Consider the following 22,647-nt stretch of genomic DNA (forward strand, 5'->3'; position numbering starts at 1 on the left):
GACCGCCACGGTCGTCCTCGGCACGAACGCCGGAGGAGCCCCGATGCCGAGCGAGGATGCGGGCCGGCGCGAGCACTACGCCGACCTCTACGCGCCGGTCGAGCACGACGGCCCGCTCGGCATGGTGCTCGGCAACTGCCAGGCCGAGTCGCTGCGGCAGGCGCTCGCAGGCTCCGACGTGCGCTTCCTGCGCATCCCGCCGGTGCACGAGCTCGAGGCGACCGACCTGCCGCACCTCGAGCGCGTGCTCGCCCGGGCGACCGTGGTCGTCGCCCAGCCGATCCGCGACGACTACCGCGGACTGCCGCTCGGCACGCGGCAGCTGCTCGCGGCGGCCCCCGGGGCGCGCTCGGCGGTCGTGCCCGTCATCCGCTTCGCCGGCCTCTACCCGTGGCAGGCGATCGTGCGACCGCCGCACGACCCCTCCGCCAGCCCGCCGATCGTGCCGTACCACGACCTCCGCACCATCGCCGCGGCGGCCGGCGCCGCCCCGAGCGCCCCGCCCTCCGCGGATGCGCTGCGAGAGGTCGCCGCTGCCTCGGTCGCGCAGCTGCGCTCGCGCGAGCGCGCGCACAGCGCCGTGCCGATCTCCGACGCCTTCGCGCATCCGCGCTTCGAGCTCGTACGCACCATCAACCACCCCGGCAACCCCGTGTGGCACGCGCTGGCCGAGCGCGTCCACGAGGCGCTCGGGCTCGGCGGCGCGCCGCACCAGCTCGATCGCCAGCTGCTCGACCGCATCCACGCCCCGCGCGAGGCCGCGGTGATCGACGCCCACGGCCTCGACGACGAGCCCCGCGAGCACTGGATCGTCGACGGCGATCCCGTCGACGACGCGCTCGTGCGGGCCGCGCACCTCGACTGGTACCGGGCGCGCCCGGATGCGCTCCAGGCGGGCATCGACCGGCACGCCGGGACGATGCGGGTGCTCGGGCTGTGACCGCGCTGCCCCTGCTCCTGCACCACGGCGACGCGCAGCACGGCGTCGACCGCTGCGCCCGGGCGCTCGCGGAGGCCGTCCGGGCCATCGACCCCACGGTGCAGCTGCGGCGGGCGGGCGAGATGGCCGGCGCCGCGCGGGTGCACGTGCACTTCACCGACCGCCTCTGGGGCGCGAGCGCCGAGGCGGCGGCCGACGCGATCGAGGCGCTCGCCGCGCAGGCGCAGGTCGCGGTGACGCTGCACGACATCCCGCAGCCCTCCGACGGAGGCACCGCGATGCGACGACGAGCGGATGCGTACCGTCGGGTCGTGGACGCGGCCGGGCTCATCGTGTGCAGCAGCCAGCACGAGCGTGCGCTCCTGCGGGCAGCCACGGGCAGCGACGCGCCCGTCTCGGTGATCCCGCTGCCGGCCGCTCCCCCGCTGCCCCGGCCGAGCGACTGGGCGCCGCGACGCGAGATCGCCGTGCTCGGCTTCTTCTACCCGGGCAAGGGGCACCGAGAAGCTGTCGAGGCCTCCGCCGCGCTCTCGACGCCCGCCCCGGTCACGGCGATCGGGCGCGCGGCCCCGGGCCACGAGGGCGAGCTGGCCGAGCTCGCGCGCGACGCCGGCGCTCGCGGCGTCGCGTTCGCATCCACCGGCTTCGTGCCCGACGGCGCGCTGCTCCAGCGGGCGCGCCAGGCGGCGGTGCCGGTGGTCGCGCACCAGCACGTCTCCGCCTCCGGCTCGCTCAACGACTGGATCGCGGCGGGCCGCCGACCGATCACGATCGCGAACGACTACTTCGCCGAGATGGCGGCGCTGCGGCCCGGCACCGTGCGCCTCGTGCAGCCCGAGGGACTCCGCGACGCGATCGAGGATGCGCTCGGCGACCCGTCGAGCACCTGGCTGCTGCCGGGCGCATCCACCGCACCGCACCTCGACGACGTCGCGGCAGCCCACCTCGAGCTCTGGGCGCGCTGGTGACCGCGCCCTTCGGCCGGCCGCTCGTCGGCAACGACTGGGCAGCGCTCGCCGACGATGCGGCGCCGCCGCGGACCGTCTCCGTCGTCGTGACCCACTTCGACCAGCAGGCGCAGCTCGATCGCACGCTCGGCGCGCTGCGGCGGCAGACGCATCCCAGCGAGCTGCTCGAGATCGTCGTCGCCGACGACGGCTCCCCCTCCGCGCCGCGCGTGCCCGCGGGCGTGGCGCTGGTGCGCCAGGAGGATCGCGGCTTCCGCGCCGCTGCGGCGCGCAACCTCGGGGCTCGGCACAGCTCCGGCGACATCGTCTGCTTCCTCGATGCCGACACGGTGCCCGAGCGCGACTACGTGGCGCAGATGGCCCGGCTGCCGTCCCTCGCCCCCGACGTGGTCGCGGTCGGGCGTCGCCGCCACGCGCTGCTGGAGGGCGCCGGCGACGAGCCGATCGAGATCGCCGGCCCCGCGCTCGAGATCGCAGAGCCCGCCTGGCTGCGAGACGCCTATCGCCGCTCTGGCGACCTGCTCGAGGCCGACGACCGCTCCTACCGCTTCGTCATCAGCGCGGTGCTCGCGTGCAGCCGCTGGCTGCTCGACGAGGTCGGTGGCTTCGACGAGAGCTTCGACACCTATGGCGGCGAGGACTGGGAGTGGGCGCACCGCGCCTGGCTCGAAGGTGCAGCCCTCGCGCACGTGCCGGGCGCCGTCGCATGGCACGACGGGCCCGACTGGGCCGGCCGCGACGAGGCCGACCGGCTGCACCGGAAGAACGCCGAGACGCTGCGCCTGCTGCAGCTGATCGCGGTGCCCGGGGCCGCGCCGCGAGCGCTGCTGGGGCCGCAGGCGGATGCGCTCATTACCCTCCGGACGGCGCCCTCGGTCGCGTCGGCGCTCGTCTGCATCGACAGCGTCCTCGAGGCGCTGCCCGGCGCCCGCGTCATCGCGCCCGCGCACGTGCGCGCAGCGCTCGCGCACGATCCGCGGGTCATCGACGCTTGGCCAGGCAGGACCAGGGTCGCCATCGACCTGCCCTCGCCCCTCCACGTCGACCCGGCCGCGGCCGAGCGACTGCGCGAAGCCCTCGCGGCGGTCGGCAGCGGTGACCTTGGCACGATCGACTTCGGCGCGCGGATGCGGGTCTCGGCGACGCGGGCCCGCGCGCGCGAGCGCCGGTGGGGTCGGCCGACCGGCTGGCGCGCCGAGGAGCGCTCCGCCGAGGGCTTTCGCCCTCTCGGCGACGCCCCCGACCTCGAGGCCTACCTCGGTGGCTGGTGGCAGCCGCCCTCGGCCTGAGGCCCTGCGCGCCCGACGCCGCGCATCCCGAAGTGGCCGCTACTCCGGCGCGGCGGTGTCCTTGCTCCAGGCGGCCGTGAGCGTGGGCGCTGCGGGCTCGCCGTGCGCGAGCGCCGCATCCTGCGAGGCGTTCTCGTCGAGCATCTCGCGCTGCTCCTGCTCCTGCTCGCCCTCGGCGCGCGGCACCTCGACGCCCGGCAGCCCCCACGCGGCGAAGGCCGGCCCGGCGCCGGTCAGGCGCAGACCGCTGGCGCCGAAGACGCTCGCGCCGCCCTCGCCGAAGAGCCGCTCGGGCTCCCCGTCGAGCAGCAGGTCGCCCTCGTCGATCACGACGTCGTAGAAGCCGCGCGCCGCGACGCAGAGCACGCTCGAGCCCTCGGTCTCGCGCACCCAGACCAGTGCCTCCTCGCCCACGTGCAGCCAGCGCATCCCGCCACCCCGCAGGGCAGGCTGCGACGAGCGCAGCGCGAGCAGCTCGCGGTGCAGCGCGATCGAGTCGGCGTGCTCGTCGAGCGACTCCCACGGCATCGGCGTGCGCGAATCCTCGCCGTTCACCCCCGACAGGCCGAGCTCGTCGCCCGCCCAGACCACCGGGATGCCCGGGAGCGACACCGCCATCCCGAGCGCCACCGGCACCGCGCCCGGCAGCGCGTTCGTGACGAAGCGCGGGGTGTCGTGCGTGTCGAGCGCGTTCATGTTGTGCAGGCGGGTGCGCCACGGGATGCCCGCGACGAAGCGCTGGTGCTGCGCATGCAGGTCGAGACCCGAGTAGGAGGGGATCACCGAGCGCGCCATGCCGAGGCCTCCGAAGGCGGCGGAGCCGGGCACCGACAGCCAGCCCCACACCGGCCGCGTGAAGTTCGCGTAGGTCATCGCGCCGTGCCACGCGTCGCCCTGGAAGTCATCGGTCGCGTCGTTCGTCGACTCGCCGAGCAGCAGGGTGTCGGGATTGATCTCGATCATCGTGCGCCGGATGATCTGGCGCACCTCGGCGTTCAGGTCATCGCCCTCGTAGCGGCCCGTCATGTTGGCGACGTCGATGCGCCAGCCGTCGAACGAGTAGGGCGGCCGCAGCCACGTGCCGACCACGGAGTCGGGGCCTTCGATGAAGCGCTGCCGCAGCTCCTGCGAGTTCCAGTTGAGCTTCGGCAGCGAGCCGTGGCCGAGCCACGCGGCATAGGTGCCGCCCTCGTGGAAGTAGTAGAACTCGCGCTCCGGCGCCTGCTCGTCTGCCAGCGCCGCCTGGAACCACGCGTGCGTGTCGCCCGTGTGGTTGCTCGTGAGGTCGCCCATGACCTTGAGGCCACGCGCATGCGCCGCCTCCACGAGCGAGATCAATGCCCCGTCGCCGCCGAGCAGCGGGTCGACGACGTCGAACGTGGATGCGTCGTACCGGTGGTTCGACGCGCCCGGGAACACGGGGGTCAGGTACAGCACCGTCGCGCCCAGCTCGACGAGGTGGTCGAGGTGCGCCTCCACCCCCGGCAGGTCGCCGCCGTAGAGCTGTTCGGAGACGCCCGGGCCGGAACCGATCACCGGCTCGTCCCACTCGGCCGCCAGCGCCCATCCCGGGGTCGGGTGCTGGGCTGCCTGCTCGGAGCGGGCGAACCTGTCGGGGAAGACCTGGTACAGCACCGCGTCCGTCGCCCAGGCAGGCGGCGCCGGGTGCGCGACGAGCGCGAAGTCAGCGTCGTCGCGGGTCTCGATGCGATGCACGCCCTCCTGGTTGATCCACTCGGTGTGGCCGGAGGCGTAGTGCACGAGCCAGCGGTAGCGGTGCAGCGGGTTCGCCACCCGGATCTCGGCCTCCCACCAGTCGTGGGCGCCGGCGGTGCCGATGTGCACGGCCTTGTTGAAGAACGGCTCGCGGTCTGGGTTCGAGCGCACCAGCACCTCGAGCGGCTCGTCGTGCGAGACGGGGATGCGCATGCGCACCTTCACGACGTCGCCGAGGTCGGGCGTCAGGGTCGAGACGTAGAGGGGTGAACCGTCGTGGTGGGGCTGCAGCACGCGACCACGCTAGAGCACGCGAGAGGGCCGGCGCGCAACGACACCGGCCCCCTGTGGGCGAGCTCGGATCAGTGCTCCGAGGCCTTCTCCGAACCGGCGCCGGTGAACGAGCGCACCTCCATCTCGGCCTGCTTCGCGTCGTGGTCGGCCTCCGGCTTCGACAGGAACGTGCCGATGATGCCGAGCAGGAACGCGAGCGGGATCGACACGATGCCGGGGTTCGACAGCGGGAAGATCGCCCAGTCGGCGTCGGGGAACATCGACTTCGGGCCGCCGGAGACGGCCGGCGAGAAGATGATCAGCACGACGCAGGAGATCAGCCCGCCGTACATCGACCACAGCGCCCCGCCCGAGTTGAAGCGACGCCAGAACAGCGAGTAGAGGATGGTGGGCAGGTTGGCGCTGGCCGCGACCGCGAACGCGAGCGCCACCAGGAAGGCGACGTTCTGGTTCTGCGCGACGATGCCGCCGATGATCGCGATCACGCCGATCACCACGACCGTCATGCGCGCGACCCTCACCTCGGCACCCGGCTTCGTGTTGCCCTTCTTGATGATCGAGCCGTAGATGTCGTGCGCGAACGAGGTCGCCGCCGTGATCGCGAGCCCGGCGACGACCGCCAGGATGGTGGCGAACGCGACCGCCGAGATGATCGCCATCAGGATCGGCCCGCCGAGGGCGAGCGCGAGCAGCGGGGCGGCGGCGTTCTCTCCGCCGGGCGCCTCTGCGAGCACCTCGGGCCCGACGAGCGCGCCAGCACCGAAGCCGAGCACGAGCGTGAACAGGTAGAAGATGCCGATCAGCCAGATCGCCCAGACGACGCTGCGCCGCGCCTCCTTGGCCGAGGGCACCGTGTAGAAGCGCATCAGCACGTGCGGCAGGCCAGCCGTGCCGAGGACGAGCGCGAGGCCGAGCGAGATGAAGTCGACGGGGTTCGTGTAGCGCAGGCCCGGTGCCAGGATCGCCTCGCCATCGGGCGAGGCCTCCACTGCCTGTCGCAGCAGCTCGTTGAAGTCGAAGCGCACGACGATCAGCACCATCACCACCATGATCGCGGCGCCCGCGATGAGCAGCACCGCCTTGATGATCTGCACCCAGGTGGTGCCCTTCATGCCGCCGAAGATCACGTAGACGATCATCAGCACGCCGACGACCGCGATCGTGATCGACGTCGCCGCCGGGTCGGTGAAGCCCATCAGCAGGGCCACGAGGCCACCGGCGCCGGCCATCTGCGCGACGAGGTAGAAGAAGCACACCGCGAGCGTCGCGAGCGCCGCCGCCATGCGCACCGGGCGCTGCTTGAGGCGGAAGCTCAGCACGTCGGCCATCGTGAACTTGCCGGTGTTGCGCAGCAGCTCTGCCACGAGCAGCAGCGCGACGAGCCACGCGACGAGGAAGCCGATCGAGTAGAGGAAGCCGTCGTAGCCGGCCACCGCGATCGCGCCGCAGATGCCGAGGAAGCTTGCGGCCGAGAGGTAGTCGCCGGCGATCGCGATGCCGTTCTGCCTGCCGGAGAACGAGCGGCCAGCGGCGTAGAACTCGTTCTCGGTCGCCTTGCGGCGCGAGACGCGGAACACGATCACGAGGGTGACCGCCACGAAGGCGGCGAACACGATCATGTTGATGACCGGGTTGATCTCCTGGCCCATCAGCGCGCACCCCCAGCCAGTGCCTGCTCCATCTCGGCGGCGAGCGGGTCGGCCGCCCGGTCGTAGACGCGATTGGCCCAGCGGCTGTAGAGCATCGTGATCGCGAAGGTCGAGACGAACTGCCCGAGGCCGAACAGCAGCCCGACGGTGAAGTAGCTCTCCCCCAGCCTGGTGGCGAAGAAGTCGGGCGCGAAGCTCGCGACCAGCACGTAGGCGAGGTACCAGGCGAGGAACGCGATCGTCATCGGCAGGATGAACGTCATGAACGTCCTCCGCAGCCTCTGGAACTCCGGGGAGCGCTGCATCGCGATGCTGCGCTCGGCGACGGACGTCGGATCGGCCATGAGCGTCACTCCATTCCCAGGCGCGCCGTTGCGCCTGCTGCGATCGTGCAGTGTCGCGATCCTAGCCGCATCCTCAGGGAAGGCTCAGGAGGACCGCAGGCGAGTGTCGGCGAGCGGCGCGGCGCTCGCCGTCAGAGATCGCGCTGCGGATCGCCGGGCTGGGGCCCCTTGAACCGCACGATGTTCACGATGGCCGTCGCCAGGCCGCCCCACAGGACCAGCATGCTCAGGCCCATCATCACGATGGCTCCGATGGTCATCGGATCACCTCCTCGTCGTGCTCGGGCGCCTCCATCGGCGTCGTCCGCTTCCACTTCGGGATCGACAGCAGCACGCCAGCCACCAGCGCGAGCCCCGCGACGCCCCAGCCGAAGATGCCGAGCATCCAGGCCGGGTAGCCCTCGTAGGGCGTGGTGATCGCAGTGATGAGCTCGAGCACCAGCATCAGGCCGATCAGGATGGGGGTCACCACGGTGATGAGCGCGACCCACCAGCGGCCGAGGCGGATGGATCCGAAGCGGCTCATGTGCTCGGCGAACGCCGGCACCCTGCGGATGCCCCAGGCGACGGCCAGCATCGCGACGAGCGCGGCCAACAGGATGCCGAAGCGGTTGATGAAGTAGTCGGAGATGTCGAGCACCAGGATGCCGCTGGTGGTCGAGAAGAGCAGCACGCTGACGAGCGCGATCGGCACCGTGACGATCAGCGTCGCCTGGACGCGTCCCAGCTCGAGCTTGTCGCGCACGGCCGAGATGACGACCTCCAGGATGCTGACGAGCGAGGTGAAGCCGGCGAGCACGAGCGAGGTGAAGAAGAGGACCCCCAGGAGCGCCCCGAGGGGCGCCTGCGAGATGATCGCCGGGAACGCCACGAACGCGAGCCCGATGCCGCCCGCCACGACGTCCGCGACCTGCGCGCCGGATGCCTGGGCGAGGAAGCCGAGCGCCCCGAAGACGCCGATGCCCGCGAGGAGCTCGAATCCGGAGTTCGCGAAGCCGACGACGAAGGCCGAGCCCGTCATGTCGATCTTCCGGCCCACGTAGGAGGCGTAGGTGATCATGATGCCGAAGCCGACCGACAGCGAGAAGAAGATCTGGCCGAAGGCGCTCGCCCAGACCGCCGGGTCCGCGAGCGCCGCCCAGTTCGGGGCGAAGAGGGTCTGCAGCCCCTCGACCGCGCCCGGCAGCGTGAGCGCCTGGATCACGAGCGCTCCGAACGCGACGAGCAGCACGGGGATGAAGATCACAGCGGTGGCGCCGATGCCCCGCTGCACGCCGAGCGCCATGACGACGATCGCCACCAACCAGATGAGCACCATGGGGATGAGCACGGCAGGCACGAAGTCGAGCGTGATCGTGTTGTCGGCTGCGTGCAGGAAGTCGCGGAAGAAGAACGCCTCGGGGTCGTCACCCCAGGCCTGGGTGAAGGAGAAGCCGACGTACTGCGTCGACCAGGCGAGGATCGCGGCGTAGTACACGGCGATGACCACGCAGATCGCCACCTGCCACCAGCCGATGAACTCGAGGCGCCGAGACAGGCGCGCGAACGACAGCGGCGCAGAGCCCCGCTGCGAGTGCCCGATGGCGTAGTCGAGCAGCAGCAGCGGGATGCCCGCCACCAGCAGCGCGATCAGGTAGGGCAGGATGAACGCCCCGCCACCGCCCTCGTACGCGACGTAGGGGAATCGCCAGATGTTGCCGAGCCCGACCGCGGAGCCGATCGCCGCCATGATGAACACGGTCTTGTTCGAGAATCGACCGCGGTCGATCGGGGCCTTGATCGCTGTCATGGCAGCGCTCCTTCTTCGCAGGTGCAGTGCGGGTCGCCCCACCCTGCCACTTCAGCACTCCCGCCGCTACTTCACGGCGCCCGCCGTCAGCCCTCCGACGATGTACTTCTGCAGGTAGAGGAACAGCGCGACGACCGGGATCGCAGCCAGCACGGCACCAGCCGCGAACACGGCGTAATTGGTGTTCGTCTCCTCACTGACGTAGCGGAAGAGCCCGACCGCCAGGGTCAGCTTCTCGGGGCTCGTCAGCAGCGTCGACGAGATCACGAACTCGCTCGTCGTGCCGATGAACGACAGCAGCGCGACGACGGCGAGGATCGGCGCGACCAGTCGCAGGATGATCGTGAAGAAGATGCGCGCGTGGCCTGCGCCGTCGAGCTTCGCCGCCTCGTCGATCGACGTCGGCACGGTGTTGAAGAAGCCGTACATCAGGTAGGTGTTCACGCCGAGCGCGCCACCGAGGTAGACGAGGATGAGGCCCGTGAGCGAGTTCAGCCCGATCGCCGGGAAGATCTGGTCGATGCCGCGCATCAGGATGTAGATCGCGACGACCGCGAGCAGCTGCGGGAACATCTGCACGAGGATCAGGCTCAGCAGCCCGACGCGACGGCCGAAGAAGCGCATGCGGGAGAAGGAGTAGGCGGCGAGCGCCCCGAGGAAGACCGTGCCCACGGAGGTGATGACGCCGACGATCATCGTGTTGAAGAACCACGCGGCGTAGGGGCGACGCTCGTCGCTCAGGAGCGTCGAGTAGTTCTCGAGCGAGATCGAGCGGAAGAGGTCGTTCGAGCCGGTGAGGGTGCCGCCCGGGTTGAGGGAGGCGCTCAGCACGTAGACGATCGGGAACAGCGCGAAGATGACGACCGCGATGCCGATGAGGTGACGCCAGCCGAGGGTGCGAGCCCACTTGCCGAACGACATGCGCGGATGCGGCGCGGGCTTGCGCGGCTGCTCCTCCGAGGGCTCGGAGATCGCTGCGGGGTCGATCTGGATGCTCATCAGTGCAGATCCTCCAGTGCCTTGGTCTGCCGGAACGAGATCGCGGAGACGGTGGCGACGATGATGAAGATGATGATCGCGAGCGCCGAGGCGAGGCCGTAGTCGCGCCCCTCACCGCCGGCGAACGCGGTCTTGTAGACGAGGGTGATGAGCAGGTCGGTGTGGCCCACGTTCTCGCTCACGCCTGCGATGCGCGGGCCGCCGCGCGTCAGCATGTAGATGATGTTGAAGTTGTTGAAGTTGAACGCGAACGACGAGATCAGCAGCGGCGCGATCGAGACGAGCAGCAGCGGGAACTTGATCAGGCGGAACACCTGCCAGGGCCGGGCGCCGTCGACCGTCGCAGCTTCGGTGAGCTCGTCGGGGATCGACTGCAGCGCACCCATGCACACGAGGAACATGTACGGGAACCCGAGCCAGACGTTGACGAGGATCACGGAGAACTTCGCAAGCCACGGATCGGTGAGCCACGGCACGTTCGCGCCGCCGAGCAGCACGTTGTTGATGAAGCCGAACTCGGTGTTGTAGAGCCCCAGCCAGACGAGGGCCGAGAGGAAGGAGGGGAAGGCGTAGGGCATGATCGCCAGCACGCGATAGATCTTGCGGGAGCGCATCCGCGGATCGTTGAGCGTGACGGCGAGGAAGAGCCCGAGCACGAAGGACAACCCCACCGAGATGGCGGCGAAGGCGAAGGTCCAGATCGTGACGCCGATGAGCGCGCTGCCGAACTGCTGGTTCTCGAACGGGTACAGGAAGTTCTCGAAGCCGACGAGGATGCGCCAGCCGGTGCCGAGCGCCTGGCCGTCCTCCGATTCGAACAGCCCGTTGCCCAGGTCGCGGTAGACCGTGCCGGTCGCGTCATCCGTCATGGTGCCGGCGTCGGCATCCCAGACGTAGCTCGACTGGAAGACGAAGGCCTGCGTGGCGTTGCTGGTGCGCAGGAAGCCATCGGCCAGGTCGTCGGAGAGCGGCACCTGCAGCTCGGCGATCTCCTGCTGCCGCTGGAGGATCGTCTGCAGGTCGAGCGAGGTCCAGCCGTCGACGGCGACGGCGCGGTCGCCATCGAGCGTGACGGCGGCGGGGTCAGCGGGCTCCAGCCCGTCATCCGCGGTGCCGACGAGCACGGTGCCGTCGGGCGCGGTCGCGAGCAGGCCGAGCCCGGTCAGCGACTCGACGACCTGCACGTCGTAGACGGGCGAGCCCTCGATGCGCTGGGTGTTCTGCGACACGATCGCGCGGATCGCGTCGTCCTTCGTCGAGTTGTGGCCGTCGCCGTAGTTCGTGAAGGCGATGTAGCAGGAGTAGACGATGACGAAGACCTGGAAGATCGCCAGGAAGATCAGGCCGGGCGTGAGGTACTTCGCCGGCAGCATCCCCGGCGAGAGGTAGACGACGTTGACCAGCAGCGTCGCGAGCACGACGACGGCGAGCACCGTCCAGTTCTCCTGGAAGAACAGGATGGTCATCGCGAACACGGCGATGGCGTCGACGATTGCGAGCATGGCGATCTTCGCGACCAGCACCCTCATGCTCGGAGGCTGGTGCTGGATGCCTCGCTTCGGCGCGCGGCGGCGCTGGGCGAGGTGGGGGGACGTCGTCGTCACTCGTGCTCCTGGGTGGGGTGGAAACCGGGGCGACGGCCGGCCGAGGTGCACTCGGCCGGCCGTCGCAACAGGGTGTCAGCCGTCGATCGTCGACTGGATCGAGGCGGCAAGGTCTGCCCACGCGGCAGCCGGGTCAGCCGTCTGACCACTGATGATCTGTGCCTGGACGGCACCCCAGTCAGCCCAGACAGCATCCATCTCGGGGATGTTGGGCATCGGGACGCCCTCGGCGCCAACCTCGCCGAACGCGGCGACGGTCTCGTTCGACTGCGCTGCGTCGAACGCGGCCGTCAGGGCCGGGGCACGGTCGCCGGCCTCGTAGATGGCCGTCTGCGCCTCTTCGCTCGCGATGTAGTCCGTGAGGAACTGCGTCGCGACGATCGGGTTCTGGCTGTACGCCGACAGGAAGAAGCCCTGCACGCCGACGAACGGCGTTGCCGGCAGGTCACCAGCGGCGGGGATCGGGTCGATCGCGTACTCGATGCCCGCGTCGTCGAACTGCTCGAGGCTCCAGGGGCCGGTGATCGTGAACGGGCTGGCGCCGGAGGCGAACTGCTCCTTGGCGATGTCCTGCGAGATGTTCAGGTTCAGCACCCCGGTCTCGCCCCACGCCGCGAGCGCCTCAGCGAACTCGAGGTTGCCCTCGTTGCCCATCTGGAGGTCATCGGCGTTGTAGGAGCCGTCCTCGTTGACGCCGAAGATCGGGCCACCGAACGAGGCCTGCAGCGGGTACAGGTGGTAGGGGTCGGCCGCGTTCGGGTCGAGCCCGATCAGCACGGGGTACTCGGCGTCGCCAGCCTCGACCGCTGCCTCGCCGACCTGCACGAGCTCATCCCACGTGGCGGGAGCCTCCGGGGCGAGCGCGGTGTTGCGCACCAGGGCGATGCTCTCGATCGAGACGGGCACGCCGTAGACGGAGCCGCCGTTGCTCATCGCCTCGATCGCGACCTCCTGGAAGTCGCCGACGGCGTCTCCGAGCTCGATCGGCTCCGCGACGCCGTTCTGCACGAGCTTGCCGATCGCGTCGTGCGGGCCGAGCACGATGTCAGGCCCGTCGCCCGACGGCGCCTGGGTGATGAAGTCGGCGGCGAGCGTGTTGAACTCCTTGATGATGACCTCGACCGTGGTGCCCGTCGCGTCCTCGAACTCGGCGATCACCGGCTCGAGCGCCGAGGCGCGGTTCTCGTCCATCCAGACGACGAGCGAGCCGCCTCCGGCGGCCTGGGTCTCGGCCGGTCCGCTCTCGGACGGCGCAGGGGTCCCTCCGCCGGAGCACGCCGCGAGCGTGAGCGCGAGCGCTCCGACCCCGGCGGCCTTCATGAGGCTGCTTCGCTTCATGGTGCCTTCTTTCGTTTGTTGGGCTCCGCGGCCGACGGCCATCGTCGGCTGGGCCGAGCACAGCGTGGCGGAGCGCACGACCCCGCGCAAGTCGGTGGCGCGTGGCGACTGCGATCGTTGATGATTCGTTACCTTCGACGCCTCAGCCCTCGCGCACGTGCCGTTCGCCGGCGCGTCGTAGCCTTGATGGATGCATCCCGAATCCACGCGATCCATCCCGAACCAGACTCCGCCCGGCGACGAGTGGTGGCGCTCCGCCGTCATCTACCAGATCTATCCGCGATCGTTCGCCGACGCCAACGGCGACGGCATCGGCGACCTCCAGGGCATCGCGGCACGCCTGCCGCACATCGCCGAGCTCGGCGCCGACGCCGTCTGGCTGAGCCCCTTCTACCGCTCGCCGCAGAAGGACGCCGGCTACGACGTCGCCGATTACTGCGACGTCGACCCGCTCTTCGGCACGCTCGACGACTTCGACCGGATGCTGACGACGGCCCACGGCCTGGGCCTCCGCGTGATCGTCGACCTGGTGCCGAACCACTCCTCGGACCAGCACCCCTGGTTCCAGGAGGCGCTGACCGCCGGGCCGGGCAGCGAGGCGCGCTCGCGCTACATCTTCCGCGACGGCAAGGGTGAGGACGGCGAGCTGCCGCCCAACAACTGGCAGAGCGTCTTCGGCGGCCCGGCCTGGACCCGCGTGCCGGACGGCCAGTGGTACCTGCACCTGTTCGACTCCTCACAGCCCGACTTCGACTGGGATCACCCGGCGGTCGGCGACATGTTCGTCGACGTGCTGCGATTCTGGCTCGACCGCGGCGTGGACGGGTTCCGCGTCGACGTCGCGCACGGCAACGCGAAGGCGCCGGGCCTCCCCGACGTCGACGAGGTGCTGCTCGCCGCCGGTTCGATGGAGTCGCCGTACTTCGGCCAGGAGCACGTGCACGAGATCTACCGTCGCTGGCGCGCGGTGCTGGAGGAGTACGAGGGCGACCGCGTGCTCTGCGCCGAGGCCTGGGTGAGCCCGCTCGAGAAGATGGCGCGCTTCGTGCGCCCCGACGAGATGCACCAGGCGTTCAACTTCGTCTACCTCGAGACCCCGTGGAGCGCGCCCAAGCTGCGCACGGCGATCGACGAGTCGATCGAGGCCTTCGGTGCTGTCGGCGCTCCCCCGACCTGGGTGCTCTCGAACCACGACACCATCCGCCACCGCACGCGCCTCGCGCTGGTGCCGCCGCCGGCGCACGGCGTGGGCATCGGCCCGACCTCCGCGTCGAAGGCCGACTCGACGGTGTCGCTCCGGCGTGGTCGCGCGGCGACCGCGCTCATGCTCGCGCTGCCCGGCGGCGCCTACCTCTACCAGGGCGAGGAGCTCGGGCTCCCCGAGGTCACGGCCATCGAGGCAGACCAGCGCCAGGACCCCACCTTCATCCGCACGCAGGGCGAGCTCTGGGGCCGCGACGGCTGCCGCGTGCCGATCCCGTGGGAGGCCGACGCCGTCGGCTACGGCTTCAACACGACCGGCGAGAGCTGGCTGCCGCAGCCACCCGAGTGGGCTGCGCTCGCTCGGGATGCGCAGGTCGGCGTGGCCGACTCGACGCTCGAGATGTACCGGCAGGCGCTGCGCGTGCGGCGCGAGCTGTCGCTCGGCACCGGCACCCTGGAGTGGCTCGACGTGGGCCCGACGGCGCTCGCCTTCCGCAACGGCCCGCTGACCGTGGTGGCGAACCTCGGCCACGACGCGATCGATGTCCCGCGCGGCGAGATCGTGCTGGCCTCGTCGCCGCTCGACTCCGCGTCGCTGTCGGCTGACGAGGTCGTCTGGGTGCGCACCAGCTAGGCACGCACCGCGAACGCAGAAGCCCCGCCGAGCGATCGGCGGGGCTTCTTGCTGCTCCCGGAGGATGCATCCCGCGGAAGGGGCATCGCGCGGTGGCGAAGCGGTCTAGCGGTACTCGAGGTTCATCTCGCGCGTCTGCAGCCACAGCATCGGGTCGAACGAGACGTACTCGGAGTTCTTGAGCTCGAGGTGCAGGTGCGGGCCCGTCGAGCGGCCCGAGTTGCCGACCTGGCCGATGACGTCGGTGATGTCGACGACCTGGCCGACCTCGACCTGGATCGAGCCGGGCATCATGTGCGCGTACCACGACTGCACGAACTGGCCGTCGATGTTGTGGTCGATGAAGACCGCGTAGCCGCCACCGCCGGGGTTGTTGCCCTGCCACACGGCCGAGACCACGCCGTTGGCGATGGGGCGGATGTCGGTGCCGAGGCCCGGCGTGAGGTCGCTGCCACCGTGGAAGCCGCCCGGCCGGTAGCCGAACTGGCTCGACATCGGCACCTGGTCGAGGCTCGGGAACGGCGTCTGCACGAAACCGGTCTCGAGCATGCTCCACACCTGCGGGAAGGCGGCGTCGCCCGTGTAGGACGGGCCTGCGGTCTCGCCGTCGGCGACCGACTGGTAGGCCGCGCGCTCGCCCCCGGACATCCGCGCCGCCGCCATCTGGTCGTTGACCGTGACGTCGTCGCGCGAGAAGTAGGTGGTGGTCTCCGACGAGACGCTCTCGAGCGTCTGCACGTCGTGGATCTGCGCGACCTCCGGGTCGATCCCGATGGCCGGCTGCACGGCCTGCGCCGGCAGCGAGGTGACGACGACGAGCGAGCCGATGAACAGCAGCGCCGCGCCCGCCGAGATCTTCTGCGCGAGGCGGCGGGTGCTGCCTGCCTTGCGGGTGGGAGGGGCGACGGGCGCGGGGTGGACGACGCGCGGCGAGAAGGGGCGGGCCGGTCGCACCGAGGGCGTCGCGGTGCCGCCGTTGCCGAGCGACGGAGCGTCGACCGTGATGATCGGAGCGGTGAACGTCGGCTCGGCGATGGTGACCGAGATCTCCTGCGCGACGCGCGTCGCGGCCTCGCGCATGGCGCGGCGGCTGGTGTAGATCGGGGCGGAGCCCTCGACGACCGTGACGCGAGCAGCGGTGCGCGCCTCGTTGGCCGTCACCGCGATCGCCGCAGCGGCGCGCTCGCGCTCGCGCAGCTCACGGCGGGTCGGGGCCAGCTGTTCCTCGGGTCGACCAGCGTCCACAGCAGACGAGCGAAGTGCTCGTCGGGTGGGATGCGTCACGCTTCGGCCGTCCTGGAGGTCTGTGGGTCTGGGGTTGCTCTGCACTCAGCTGAACGCGCGCCGCGCGTTGCCTTCGTGCAAGCATTGCGCGCGGGTGCGGCGTGCAATTCCACCGGCATCGATAGTGGCATGAACCTGGGAAGCGCCGCAACGACGTGCCGAGTGCATGTGCACTGCGTCGTTCAACGGTCAAATATAACGGATTGGTAACGACCTGGCAAGAGGTCAGACTTCGTGCGGGTGCAGGGGCGCGAGCAGCTCCATCAGCCCGGCGGCCAGGTCGGGCGCCGCTGCGAGCAGGAAGTCGGAGCTCGCTGGCGCGCCGTCCCACCCCAGCACCGCGCCGCCCGCCTCTTCGACCAGCAGGGCGCCGGCGGCCATGTCCCACGGCTGCAGGCCTCGCTCGAAGTAGGCGTTGAGGCTGCCGCTCGCGACCGAGGCGAGATCGAGCGCCGCCGATCCGATCCGGCGGATGTCGCGCACCGACCCGATGAGGCCCTGCACCACGGCGGCCTGCCGCACGCGGCGCTCGGCGCTGTACCCGAAGCCCGTGCCGATAAGCGCGATCTCGGCGGGCACCGCATCCGCCACCCGGATCTCGCGACCGTCCCTCCGGGCGCCGCCGCCGCGCTGCGCCTCGAAGAGCTCGCCGGTGGCGGCGTTGACGACCGCACCGGCGATGGCCCGCCACGTGCGCGGGTCGGGGTCGCCCTCAACGAGCGCGATCGAGACGGCGTAGGCGGGGATGCCGTAGAAGTAGTTGACGGTGCCGTCGATCGGGTCGATGACCCAGGTGAGACCGGAGGTGCCGGTGACGCTCGTGCCCTCCTCGCCGAGGATGCCGTCGTCGGGGCGGGCGGCGCGGATGCGGTCGACCACCAGGCGCTCGACCTCGCGGTCTGCCTCGGTCACGATGTCCTCGAGGCTGGACTTGCTGGCCGCGACGGTGACGCCGACATCGCGGCGCTGCTTGGCGAGGGTGGCGGCGTCGACGGCCATGCCGACGAGCAGGTCGTGGAGCTCGCTCATGCCTCGAACCTACCGTCGGGCGCCTCTGGGCGACGACCGCCGGAGTCGTCGAGCAGGTCGCTCGCCATGTATGCTGGTCGGCGGCCTTGCACGGCCAATGGCGAGTTACCCAAGTGGCCAAAGGGATCTGACTGTAAATCAGCTGGTGTATGCCTTCGGGGGTTCGAATCCCTCACTCGCCACGCTCCGAAGCCCCGTCCACGCGACGGGGCTTCGTCGCCTCCCGGGGAGCTCGGCCCGCGCCGGTGCACTGGCGGACTGGATCACTGCAGCTGGGCTGCCAACCGATCGCGCAGCGCTGCCGCAGCATCCGTCCAGCCTGTCGAGTCGTGGCCGGGCGGCACGAACGCGAGGGTCGTCCAGAGCAGCAGCACCGGCCACCACTGCCGCTCCGCAGCTGTCAGCCCGGCCACTGACTCGTAGCCCTGGAGCAGCGCCTTGTGGGTGTCGCTGCCGACCGGTCCCCAGTGGTGGAACCGCGTGCCGAGCAGCACCGCCGTTCGCGCCAGCTCGACGATCCGGTCGTCGATGCGCGCATCCTCGAAGTCGAGGAAGGCTGCGATCCCATCTTCGGAGCAGAGCACGTTGGCGGCGCGAACATCGCCGTGGACGAGCTGCGTGCTGAGCCCCGGAGTGGCGAGGCTGCGGCATCGCTCGAGCAGCGCGACCGCCACGGGATCGAGGTGCCCGGGCGCTGCGTCGAGCCATCCGGCCAGCCGTGCGGGCAACGGAGCCGGCTCGTCGCCGAACGCGGACGTCACGGCTCGTGCGTCGCGGAGCTCAGCGTGGAGCAGCGCGAGGGCGCGCCCGGCGGCGACGACCTGCGCTGGGTCTTCGGCGTCGAGCAGCCGGCCGGCGACTTCGTGCTGCAGCCCCATGGAGACCCCCTCGGTCTCGACCTGCAGCGAGCCATCCGCGGCAGGCACAGGTGCCGACACCGGCACGCCACGAGCGGCGAGCCAGTGCACCAGCGCCGCGAGAGCGCGCAACCGCTCGAACCGTTCATCCGCGCCAGTCCACTTCAGGACCATCCTGGATCGGCCGACGCGCACCCAGGCCAGCGCATTGCGATCGCTCATCACGACGCGCTCGCAGACATCGACGTCGATCCCCCAGTGCCTCCGCAGCATCGCGCGCACCCACTCCGCGACATCCGCCGCCGACTCGAAGCCGAACCTGCGCTCCAGCACGCGCGCGGGATCGTGCGCCTCCCACAGCATCTCCAGCGCCGGGCGCTCCTGTGCATCCATGCTGCGATCCTGCCTCAGCACCCGCCAAGACGCCTGCCGTGGTCGCTCGCCCCACAGCGGCTGAGAGCGACCGGCACGGCGGTGCGTAGGATCGGGGCATGGCAGATTCCTCGTTCGATGTGGTCAGCAAGGTCGACAAGATGGAGGCGGAGAACGCCGTCAACCAGGCGCGCAAGGAGGTCGAGCAGCGCTACGACTTCAAGGGCGTCGGTGCGGATGTCTCCTGGAGCGGCGACAAGGTGCTGCTCAAGGCGTCCTCCGAGGAGCGCGTGAAGGCCGTGCTCGACGTCGTGCAGTCGAAGTTCATCAAGCGCGGCATCGAGCTGAAGATGCTCGACCAGGGCGACCCCTACCCCTCCGGCAAGGAGTTCCGCATCGAGATCGCGCTGAAGGACGGCATCTCGACCGAGGACGCGAAGAAGGTGACGAAGCTCATCCGCGAGCAGGGGCCGAAGACGGTCAAGACGCAGATCCAGGGCGACGAGGTGCGCGTCACCTCGAAGAGCCGCGACGACCTGCAGTCGACGATCGCGCTCCTCAAGGGCGGCGACTTCGACATCGACCTGCAGTTCATCAACTTCCGCTGACGCGCTTCCAGTGGAGGTGACGCTCACCCAGGCGCTCACCTGGCTCTTCTTCGCGATCGACATCGCGCTGCGCCTGCTGGCGCTCGTCGTGGTGCCCTACAACCGCCGACCCGCCTCCGCGATCGCGTGGCTGCTCATCATCATGATCCAGCCGATCGCCGGTTGGATCGTCTTCGGCGTGCTCGGCAACACCCGCCTGCCGCGCGGCCGGCGCAAGAAGATGGCGGCCATCCAGGAGCTGATCCGCGAGAGCACGCTGAGCGTCGAGGACTCCCCCGCCGTCACCGAGCGACCCGACTGGCTCCCGGGCGTGCTGGAGCTGAACCGCGGCCTCTCGTCGATGCCGCACGTCGGCCCGACGAAGGCTCTCGTCATCGACGAGTTCGACGACCAGCTCGCCGCGATGGCCCGCCGGATCGACGAGGCGACCCGCTTCGTGCACGTCGAGTTCTACCTCATCGTCGCCTCGAAGCGCACCGAGGTGTTCTTCGACGCCCTCGAGCGCGCGGCCGCCCGCGGCGTCACCGTGCGCGTGCTCGTCGACCACCTCACGAGCATCCGCTACCCGCGCCGCAAGCAGACGGTCGCCCGCCTGCGGGCGATGGGCGCAGAACTGCGGGACATGGTGCCGCTGCGCCCGTGGCGCGGCGAGTGGCAGCGACCCGACCTGCGCAATCACCGCAAGCTCGTCGTCATCGACGGCGACGTGGGCTTCACCGGCTCGCTCAACCTCGTCGACCCCTCCTACCTCTGGCGCAAGAACATCCGCCGCGGGCTCCAGTGGCGCGACTCCTGGGTCGAGCTCGAGGGACCCTCGGTCGTCGCGCTCGACGTGCTCTTCTGGTCGGACTGGTGGGCCGAGACCAACGAGCTCGTGGAGCTCGCCAGCCGAGCCCGCGCCACCGATGGCGATCTCAACGCCTCCGTCGTGCCCTCGGGCCCGGGCTTCGAGGGCGAGATCAACCTGCGCATCTTCCTCGAGCTCGTGCACGCGGCAGAGCGCCGCATCACGATCGTGAGCCCCTACTTCGTGCCCGACGAGGCCATGCGCTACGCCATCACCTCGGCGGCGATGCGCGGCATCGAGGTGGAGCTGTTCGCGAGCGAGGTCGGCGATCAGTTCTGGACCTACCACGCGCAGCGCAGCTACTACGAGGAGCTGCTGCGAGCGGGTGTGAAGATCACGCTCTTCGCCAAGCCGACGGTGCTGCACTCGAAGTTCATGACCTTCGACGACCGCGTCTCGGTCATCGGCTCCTCGAACATCGACATGCGCTCGTTCGGCCTGAACTTCGAGGTGTCGATGCTCATCGAGGGCGCCTCGATGGTCGATCAGCTGCAGGCGACGGTGGATGCGTACCGGCGGCAGTCGACGGAGCTGACGCTCGAGGCGTGGATGGCCAGGCCGCGCATCGCCCAGGCCTTCGACAGCATCGCGCGCCTCACCTCTGCGCTGCAGTAGCCGCCGTCAGGTGAGCAGCATCGCGAGGGCGACGGCCAGCGCGAAGCCGATGACGACGATGCGCAGCAGCCAGCTCGGCACGCGGCGCGAGAGCCAGCCGCCCAGCAGACCGCCGAGCAGCGAGGCGCCCAGCATGATCGCGACGACGCCCCAGTGGATGAGCGGCGAGAACGCCAGGATGATCGCTCCGGTGCCGTTGATGACGGCGGCCATGATGTTCTTGAGGGCGTTGTGGTGCTGCAGGGTGTCGTGGATGACGAGGCCGAGCAGCGCGAGCATCATGATGCCGATGCCGGCACCGAAGTAGCAGCCGTAGGCGCCGATGAGCACGAAGGCGGCCTTGGCGGGCCAGCCGCCGGTGTGGTCTCGTGACGCGAGCGCCTCCGGCGCGCGCTCCTCGACCGGCGGGGCGGCGAGCGCCTCCGGCGCGCGCTCCTCGACCGGCGGGGCGGTGTCAGCGGCGGAGCGGTTGAGGCGCTTCGTGAGGGCTGGCTGGATCGCGAAGAGCGCGGCCGCCAGCAGCACGAGCCACGGCACGATCTCGGTGAACGCGGCCGAGGGCGTCACGAGCAGCAGCACCGCACCGATCACGCCGCCGATCGCCGCGAAGGGCGCGTTGACGACGAAGCGCCGGCGCTGGCGGCGCAGCTCGTCTCGGTAGCTCCAGGCACCGCCGAGCGTGCCGAACAGCAGGCCGATCGACGACGTCATGTTGGCAGCGAGCGGGCTCATGCCTGCGGCGAGCATCGCCGGGAAGGTGATGAGGGTGCCGCCGCCGGCCGCCGCGTTGATGGCGCCGGCGCCGACCGCCGCGAGGGCGATCAGGAGGTAGCCGGTCAGGTCCATGCTGGGTCTCGTGACGCGTGCGCCTGCGGCGCGCGCTCCTCGACCGGCAGGGGAGTCACTGCTGGCGCGAGACCGCGATCATCTCGTCGCGCGGCACCACCTTGACGCGAGCGCGCCCGTGCGGCTCGCCGAGCGACATCTCGTGCTCGTCGAGGCGGATCCAGCCGTCGATGTCCGTCCACGCGACCCCGCGCTCCTCGAGCAGCCGCGGCACGGCCTGCTCGTCGTAGGCCTCTGGCGTCCACCACGAGTGCTCGTCGCCGAGCAGCTGCTCGATGGTCTCCTTGGCATCCGACTTCGTGTGGCCGATCAGGCCCACCGGTCCGCGCTTGATCCAGCCGGTCGCGTACATCCCGGGCATGGGCCGGGTGCCGTCCTGCACCCGCCCGGCGATGTTCGGGATCACGCCCCGCAGCTCGTCGAAGGGCACGCCCGGCAGCGGCGACGAGAAGTAGCCGACGGCGCGGTAGACGGCCTGCACGGGGATGTCGCGCAGCTCGCCGGTCGACTCCAGACCGTGCTCGCCCGGCTTCGTGCGCTCGACGCGCAGGGCCGCGACCCTGCCGTCCTCGCCGAGCACCGCATCCGGCTTCGACCAGAAGTGCAGGTGCAGCCGGCGCGACGCCGAGCCCGTCTCGCGCTGCCGCCACTGGTCGAGCACGCGCGAGATCACGAGGATCTGCTTGTTCTGCTTCAGGGTCTCCTCGTCGGGGTCGACCCCGAAGTCGTCGTCGTGGAGGATCATGTCGACGTCGCGCAGCTCGCCGAGCTCGCGCAGCTCGAGCGGCGTGAACTTCACGTGCAGCGGGCCGCGGCGGCCGAACACGTGCACGTCGGTGACGGGGGATGCCTCGAGGCCGTCGACGACGTTGGCGGGCACCTCGGTGGGCAGCAGGTCCTCGGGGTGCTTCACCAGCATGCGGGCGACGTCGAGCGCGACGTTGCCGTTGCCGATGACCGCGATCTCGCGCGCCTCGAGCGGCCACTCGCGCGGCACGTCGGGATGGCCGTCGTACCAGGAGACGAAGTCGGCGGCACCGTAGGAGCCCGCGAGGTCGATGCCGGGGATGTCGAGCGGGGCGTCCTTCGTGGCGCCGGTCGCGAAGATCACGCCGTGGTACAGCCGCTCGAGGTCGTCGACCGTGATGTCCTCGCCGAAGCGCACGTTGCCGAACAGCCGCACGACGCCCGCCTCGAGCACCTCGCGGAGGGCCGCGATGATGCCCTTGATGCGCGGGTGATCGGGTGCGACGCCGTAGCGCACCAGGCCGTAGGGGGCAGGCAGCTGCTCGAACAGGTCGATGAAGACGTCGCGGCCGGTGTCTGCGGCCGACTTCTTGAGGATGTCGGCGGCGTAGATGCCGGCGGGGCCGGCGCCGACCACGGCGATGCGGAGCGGTTCGCTCACGGTTCTCCTTCAGC

19 protein-coding genes and 1 tRNA gene are annotated in these 22,647 nt (G+C 70.6%); 7 read left to right on the forward strand and 13 right to left on the reverse strand.

Annotated features, from left to right (window positions below; translation table 11 throughout):
• Positions 1-43: 43 nt before the first annotated feature.
• From BQ6202_RS10175 to BQ6202_RS10185, 3 genes are read left to right on the forward strand one after another with little or no spacing between them, the layout of a single operon-like run.
• Complete coding sequence (locus BQ6202_RS10175; RefSeq protein WP_072314350.1) at positions 44-940, forward strand: WcbI family polysaccharide biosynthesis putative acetyltransferase; 897 nt, start codon at positions 44-46, stop codon at positions 938-940.
• Positions 937-1,908, forward strand: a complete 972-nt coding sequence (locus BQ6202_RS14775) for a glycosyltransferase family protein (RefSeq protein WP_072314351.1) — start codon at positions 937-939, stop codon at positions 1,906-1,908. The genes BQ6202_RS10175 and BQ6202_RS14775 overlap by 4 nt, the downstream gene beginning before the upstream one ends.
• Positions 1,905-3,197 (forward strand): glycosyltransferase family 2 protein, encoded by a 1,293-nt coding sequence (locus BQ6202_RS10185; RefSeq protein ID WP_234946187.1) that lies wholly within the window; start codon positions 1,905-1,907, stop codon positions 3,195-3,197. Before BQ6202_RS14775 ends, BQ6202_RS10185 begins: the two co-directional genes overlap by 4 nt.
• Before the next feature lie 39 nt (positions 3,198-3,236).
• Here the strand turns inward: BQ6202_RS10185 and BQ6202_RS10190 are convergent, their stop codons facing one another.
• The 8 genes from BQ6202_RS10190 to BQ6202_RS10220 form a co-directional block, all read right to left on the reverse strand.
• Positions 3,237-5,207, reverse strand: a complete 1,971-nt coding sequence (locus BQ6202_RS10190) for a glycoside hydrolase family 13 protein (RefSeq protein WP_072314352.1) — start codon at positions 5,205-5,207, stop codon at positions 3,237-3,239.
• A 68-nt stretch (positions 5,208-5,275) separates the two neighbouring features.
• Positions 5,276-6,856 carry a solute symporter family protein gene (locus BQ6202_RS10195; RefSeq protein WP_072314353.1) on the reverse strand — a complete coding sequence of 527 codons (1,581 nt, stop codon included), beginning with the start codon at positions 6,854-6,856 and terminating at the stop codon, positions 5,276-5,278.
• Positions 6,856-7,200, reverse strand: coding sequence for a DUF485 domain-containing protein (locus BQ6202_RS10200; protein WP_072315101.1), 345 nt, complete (start codon positions 7,198-7,200; stop codon positions 6,856-6,858). Before BQ6202_RS10200 ends, BQ6202_RS10195 begins: the two co-directional genes overlap by 1 nt.
• 131 nt (positions 7,201-7,331) lie before the next feature.
• Positions 7,332-7,460, reverse strand: coding sequence for a methionine/alanine import family NSS transporter small subunit (locus BQ6202_RS14780; RefSeq protein WP_143143717.1), 129 nt, complete (start codon positions 7,458-7,460; stop codon positions 7,332-7,334).
• On the reverse strand, positions 7,457-8,989 hold the full coding sequence (locus BQ6202_RS10205; protein ID WP_072314354.1) for a sodium-dependent transporter: 1,533 nt from the start codon (positions 8,987-8,989) through the stop codon (positions 7,457-7,459). Before BQ6202_RS10205 ends, BQ6202_RS14780 begins: the two co-directional genes overlap by 4 nt.
• A gap of 66 nt (positions 8,990-9,055) precedes the next feature.
• The gene (locus BQ6202_RS10210) at positions 9,056-9,988 is read right to left on the reverse strand and encodes a sugar ABC transporter permease (RefSeq protein ID WP_072314355.1); all 933 of its coding nucleotides are present in this window, start codon (positions 9,986-9,988) and stop codon (positions 9,056-9,058) included.
• Positions 9,988-11,517: an ABC transporter permease subunit gene (locus tag BQ6202_RS10215; RefSeq protein WP_083587333.1), complete on the reverse strand. Its 1,530-nt coding sequence runs from the start codon at positions 11,515-11,517 to the stop codon at positions 9,988-9,990. Before BQ6202_RS10215 ends, BQ6202_RS10210 begins: the two co-directional genes overlap by 1 nt.
• A gap of 150 nt (positions 11,518-11,667) precedes the next feature.
• Entirely contained in the window at positions 11,668-12,930 is a 1,263-nt protein-coding gene (locus BQ6202_RS10220; RefSeq protein WP_072314357.1) for a sugar ABC transporter substrate-binding protein, read from the reverse strand.
• A gap of 190 nt (positions 12,931-13,120) precedes the next feature.
• Between BQ6202_RS10220 and BQ6202_RS10225 the strand changes: the two genes are divergently transcribed.
• Complete coding sequence (locus BQ6202_RS10225) at positions 13,121-14,767, forward strand: glycoside hydrolase family 13 protein (protein WP_072314358.1); 1,647 nt, start codon at positions 13,121-13,123, stop codon at positions 14,765-14,767.
• Between the two features lie 105 nt (positions 14,768-14,872).
• Here the strand turns inward: BQ6202_RS10225 and BQ6202_RS10230 are convergent, their stop codons facing one another.
• Complete coding sequence (locus tag BQ6202_RS10230; RefSeq protein ID WP_072314359.1) at positions 14,873-16,012, reverse strand: M23 family metallopeptidase; 1,140 nt, start codon at positions 16,010-16,012, stop codon at positions 14,873-14,875.
• A gap of 264 nt (positions 16,013-16,276) precedes the next feature.
• On the reverse strand, positions 16,277-17,080 hold the full coding sequence (locus BQ6202_RS10235; protein ID WP_072314360.1) for an inositol monophosphatase family protein: 804 nt from the start codon (positions 17,078-17,080) through the stop codon (positions 16,277-16,279).
• A 99-nt stretch (positions 17,081-17,179) separates the two neighbouring features.
• On the opposite strand from BQ6202_RS10235, the gene BQ6202_RS10240 reads away from it, so the two are divergent.
• Positions 17,180-17,262, forward strand: a tRNA-Tyr gene (locus tag BQ6202_RS10240).
• 81 nt (positions 17,263-17,343) lie between these two features.
• Here the strand turns inward: BQ6202_RS10240 and BQ6202_RS10245 are convergent.
• A complete protein-coding gene (locus BQ6202_RS10245; RefSeq protein ID WP_072314361.1) occupies positions 17,344-18,330 on the reverse strand; it encodes a phosphotransferase enzyme family protein in 987 nt (328 codons plus the stop codon).
• 98 nt (positions 18,331-18,428) lie between these two features.
• Here BQ6202_RS10245 and BQ6202_RS10250 point away from each other — a divergent pair, with 98 nt between their 5' ends.
• Both BQ6202_RS10250 and BQ6202_RS10255 read left to right on the forward strand, forming a co-directional pair.
• On the forward strand, positions 18,429-18,917 hold the full coding sequence (locus BQ6202_RS10250; protein ID WP_072314362.1) for a YajQ family cyclic di-GMP-binding protein: 489 nt from the start codon (positions 18,429-18,431) through the stop codon (positions 18,915-18,917).
• 10 nt (positions 18,918-18,927) lie between these two features.
• Complete coding sequence (locus BQ6202_RS10255) at positions 18,928-20,379, forward strand: phospholipase D-like domain-containing protein (RefSeq protein ID WP_072314363.1); 1,452 nt, start codon at positions 18,928-18,930, stop codon at positions 20,377-20,379.
• A 6-nt stretch (positions 20,380-20,385) separates the two neighbouring features.
• On the opposite strand, the gene BQ6202_RS10260 is transcribed toward BQ6202_RS10255, so the two are convergent.
• Positions 20,386-21,225, reverse strand: coding sequence for a sulfite exporter TauE/SafE family protein (locus tag BQ6202_RS10260; protein WP_072314364.1), 840 nt, complete (start codon positions 21,223-21,225; stop codon positions 20,386-20,388).
• A gap of 55 nt (positions 21,226-21,280) precedes the next feature.
• Complete coding sequence (locus BQ6202_RS10265; protein ID WP_072314365.1) at positions 21,281-22,633, reverse strand: FAD-dependent oxidoreductase; 1,353 nt, start codon at positions 22,631-22,633, stop codon at positions 21,281-21,283.
• Positions 22,634-22,647: the final 14 nt, after the last annotated feature.

Origin of the sequence: Agrococcus sp. Marseille-P2731 (genome assembly GCF_900117395.1) — a bacterium.
Taxonomy (GTDB): domain Bacteria; phylum Actinomycetota; class Actinomycetes; order Actinomycetales; family Microbacteriaceae; genus Agrococcus.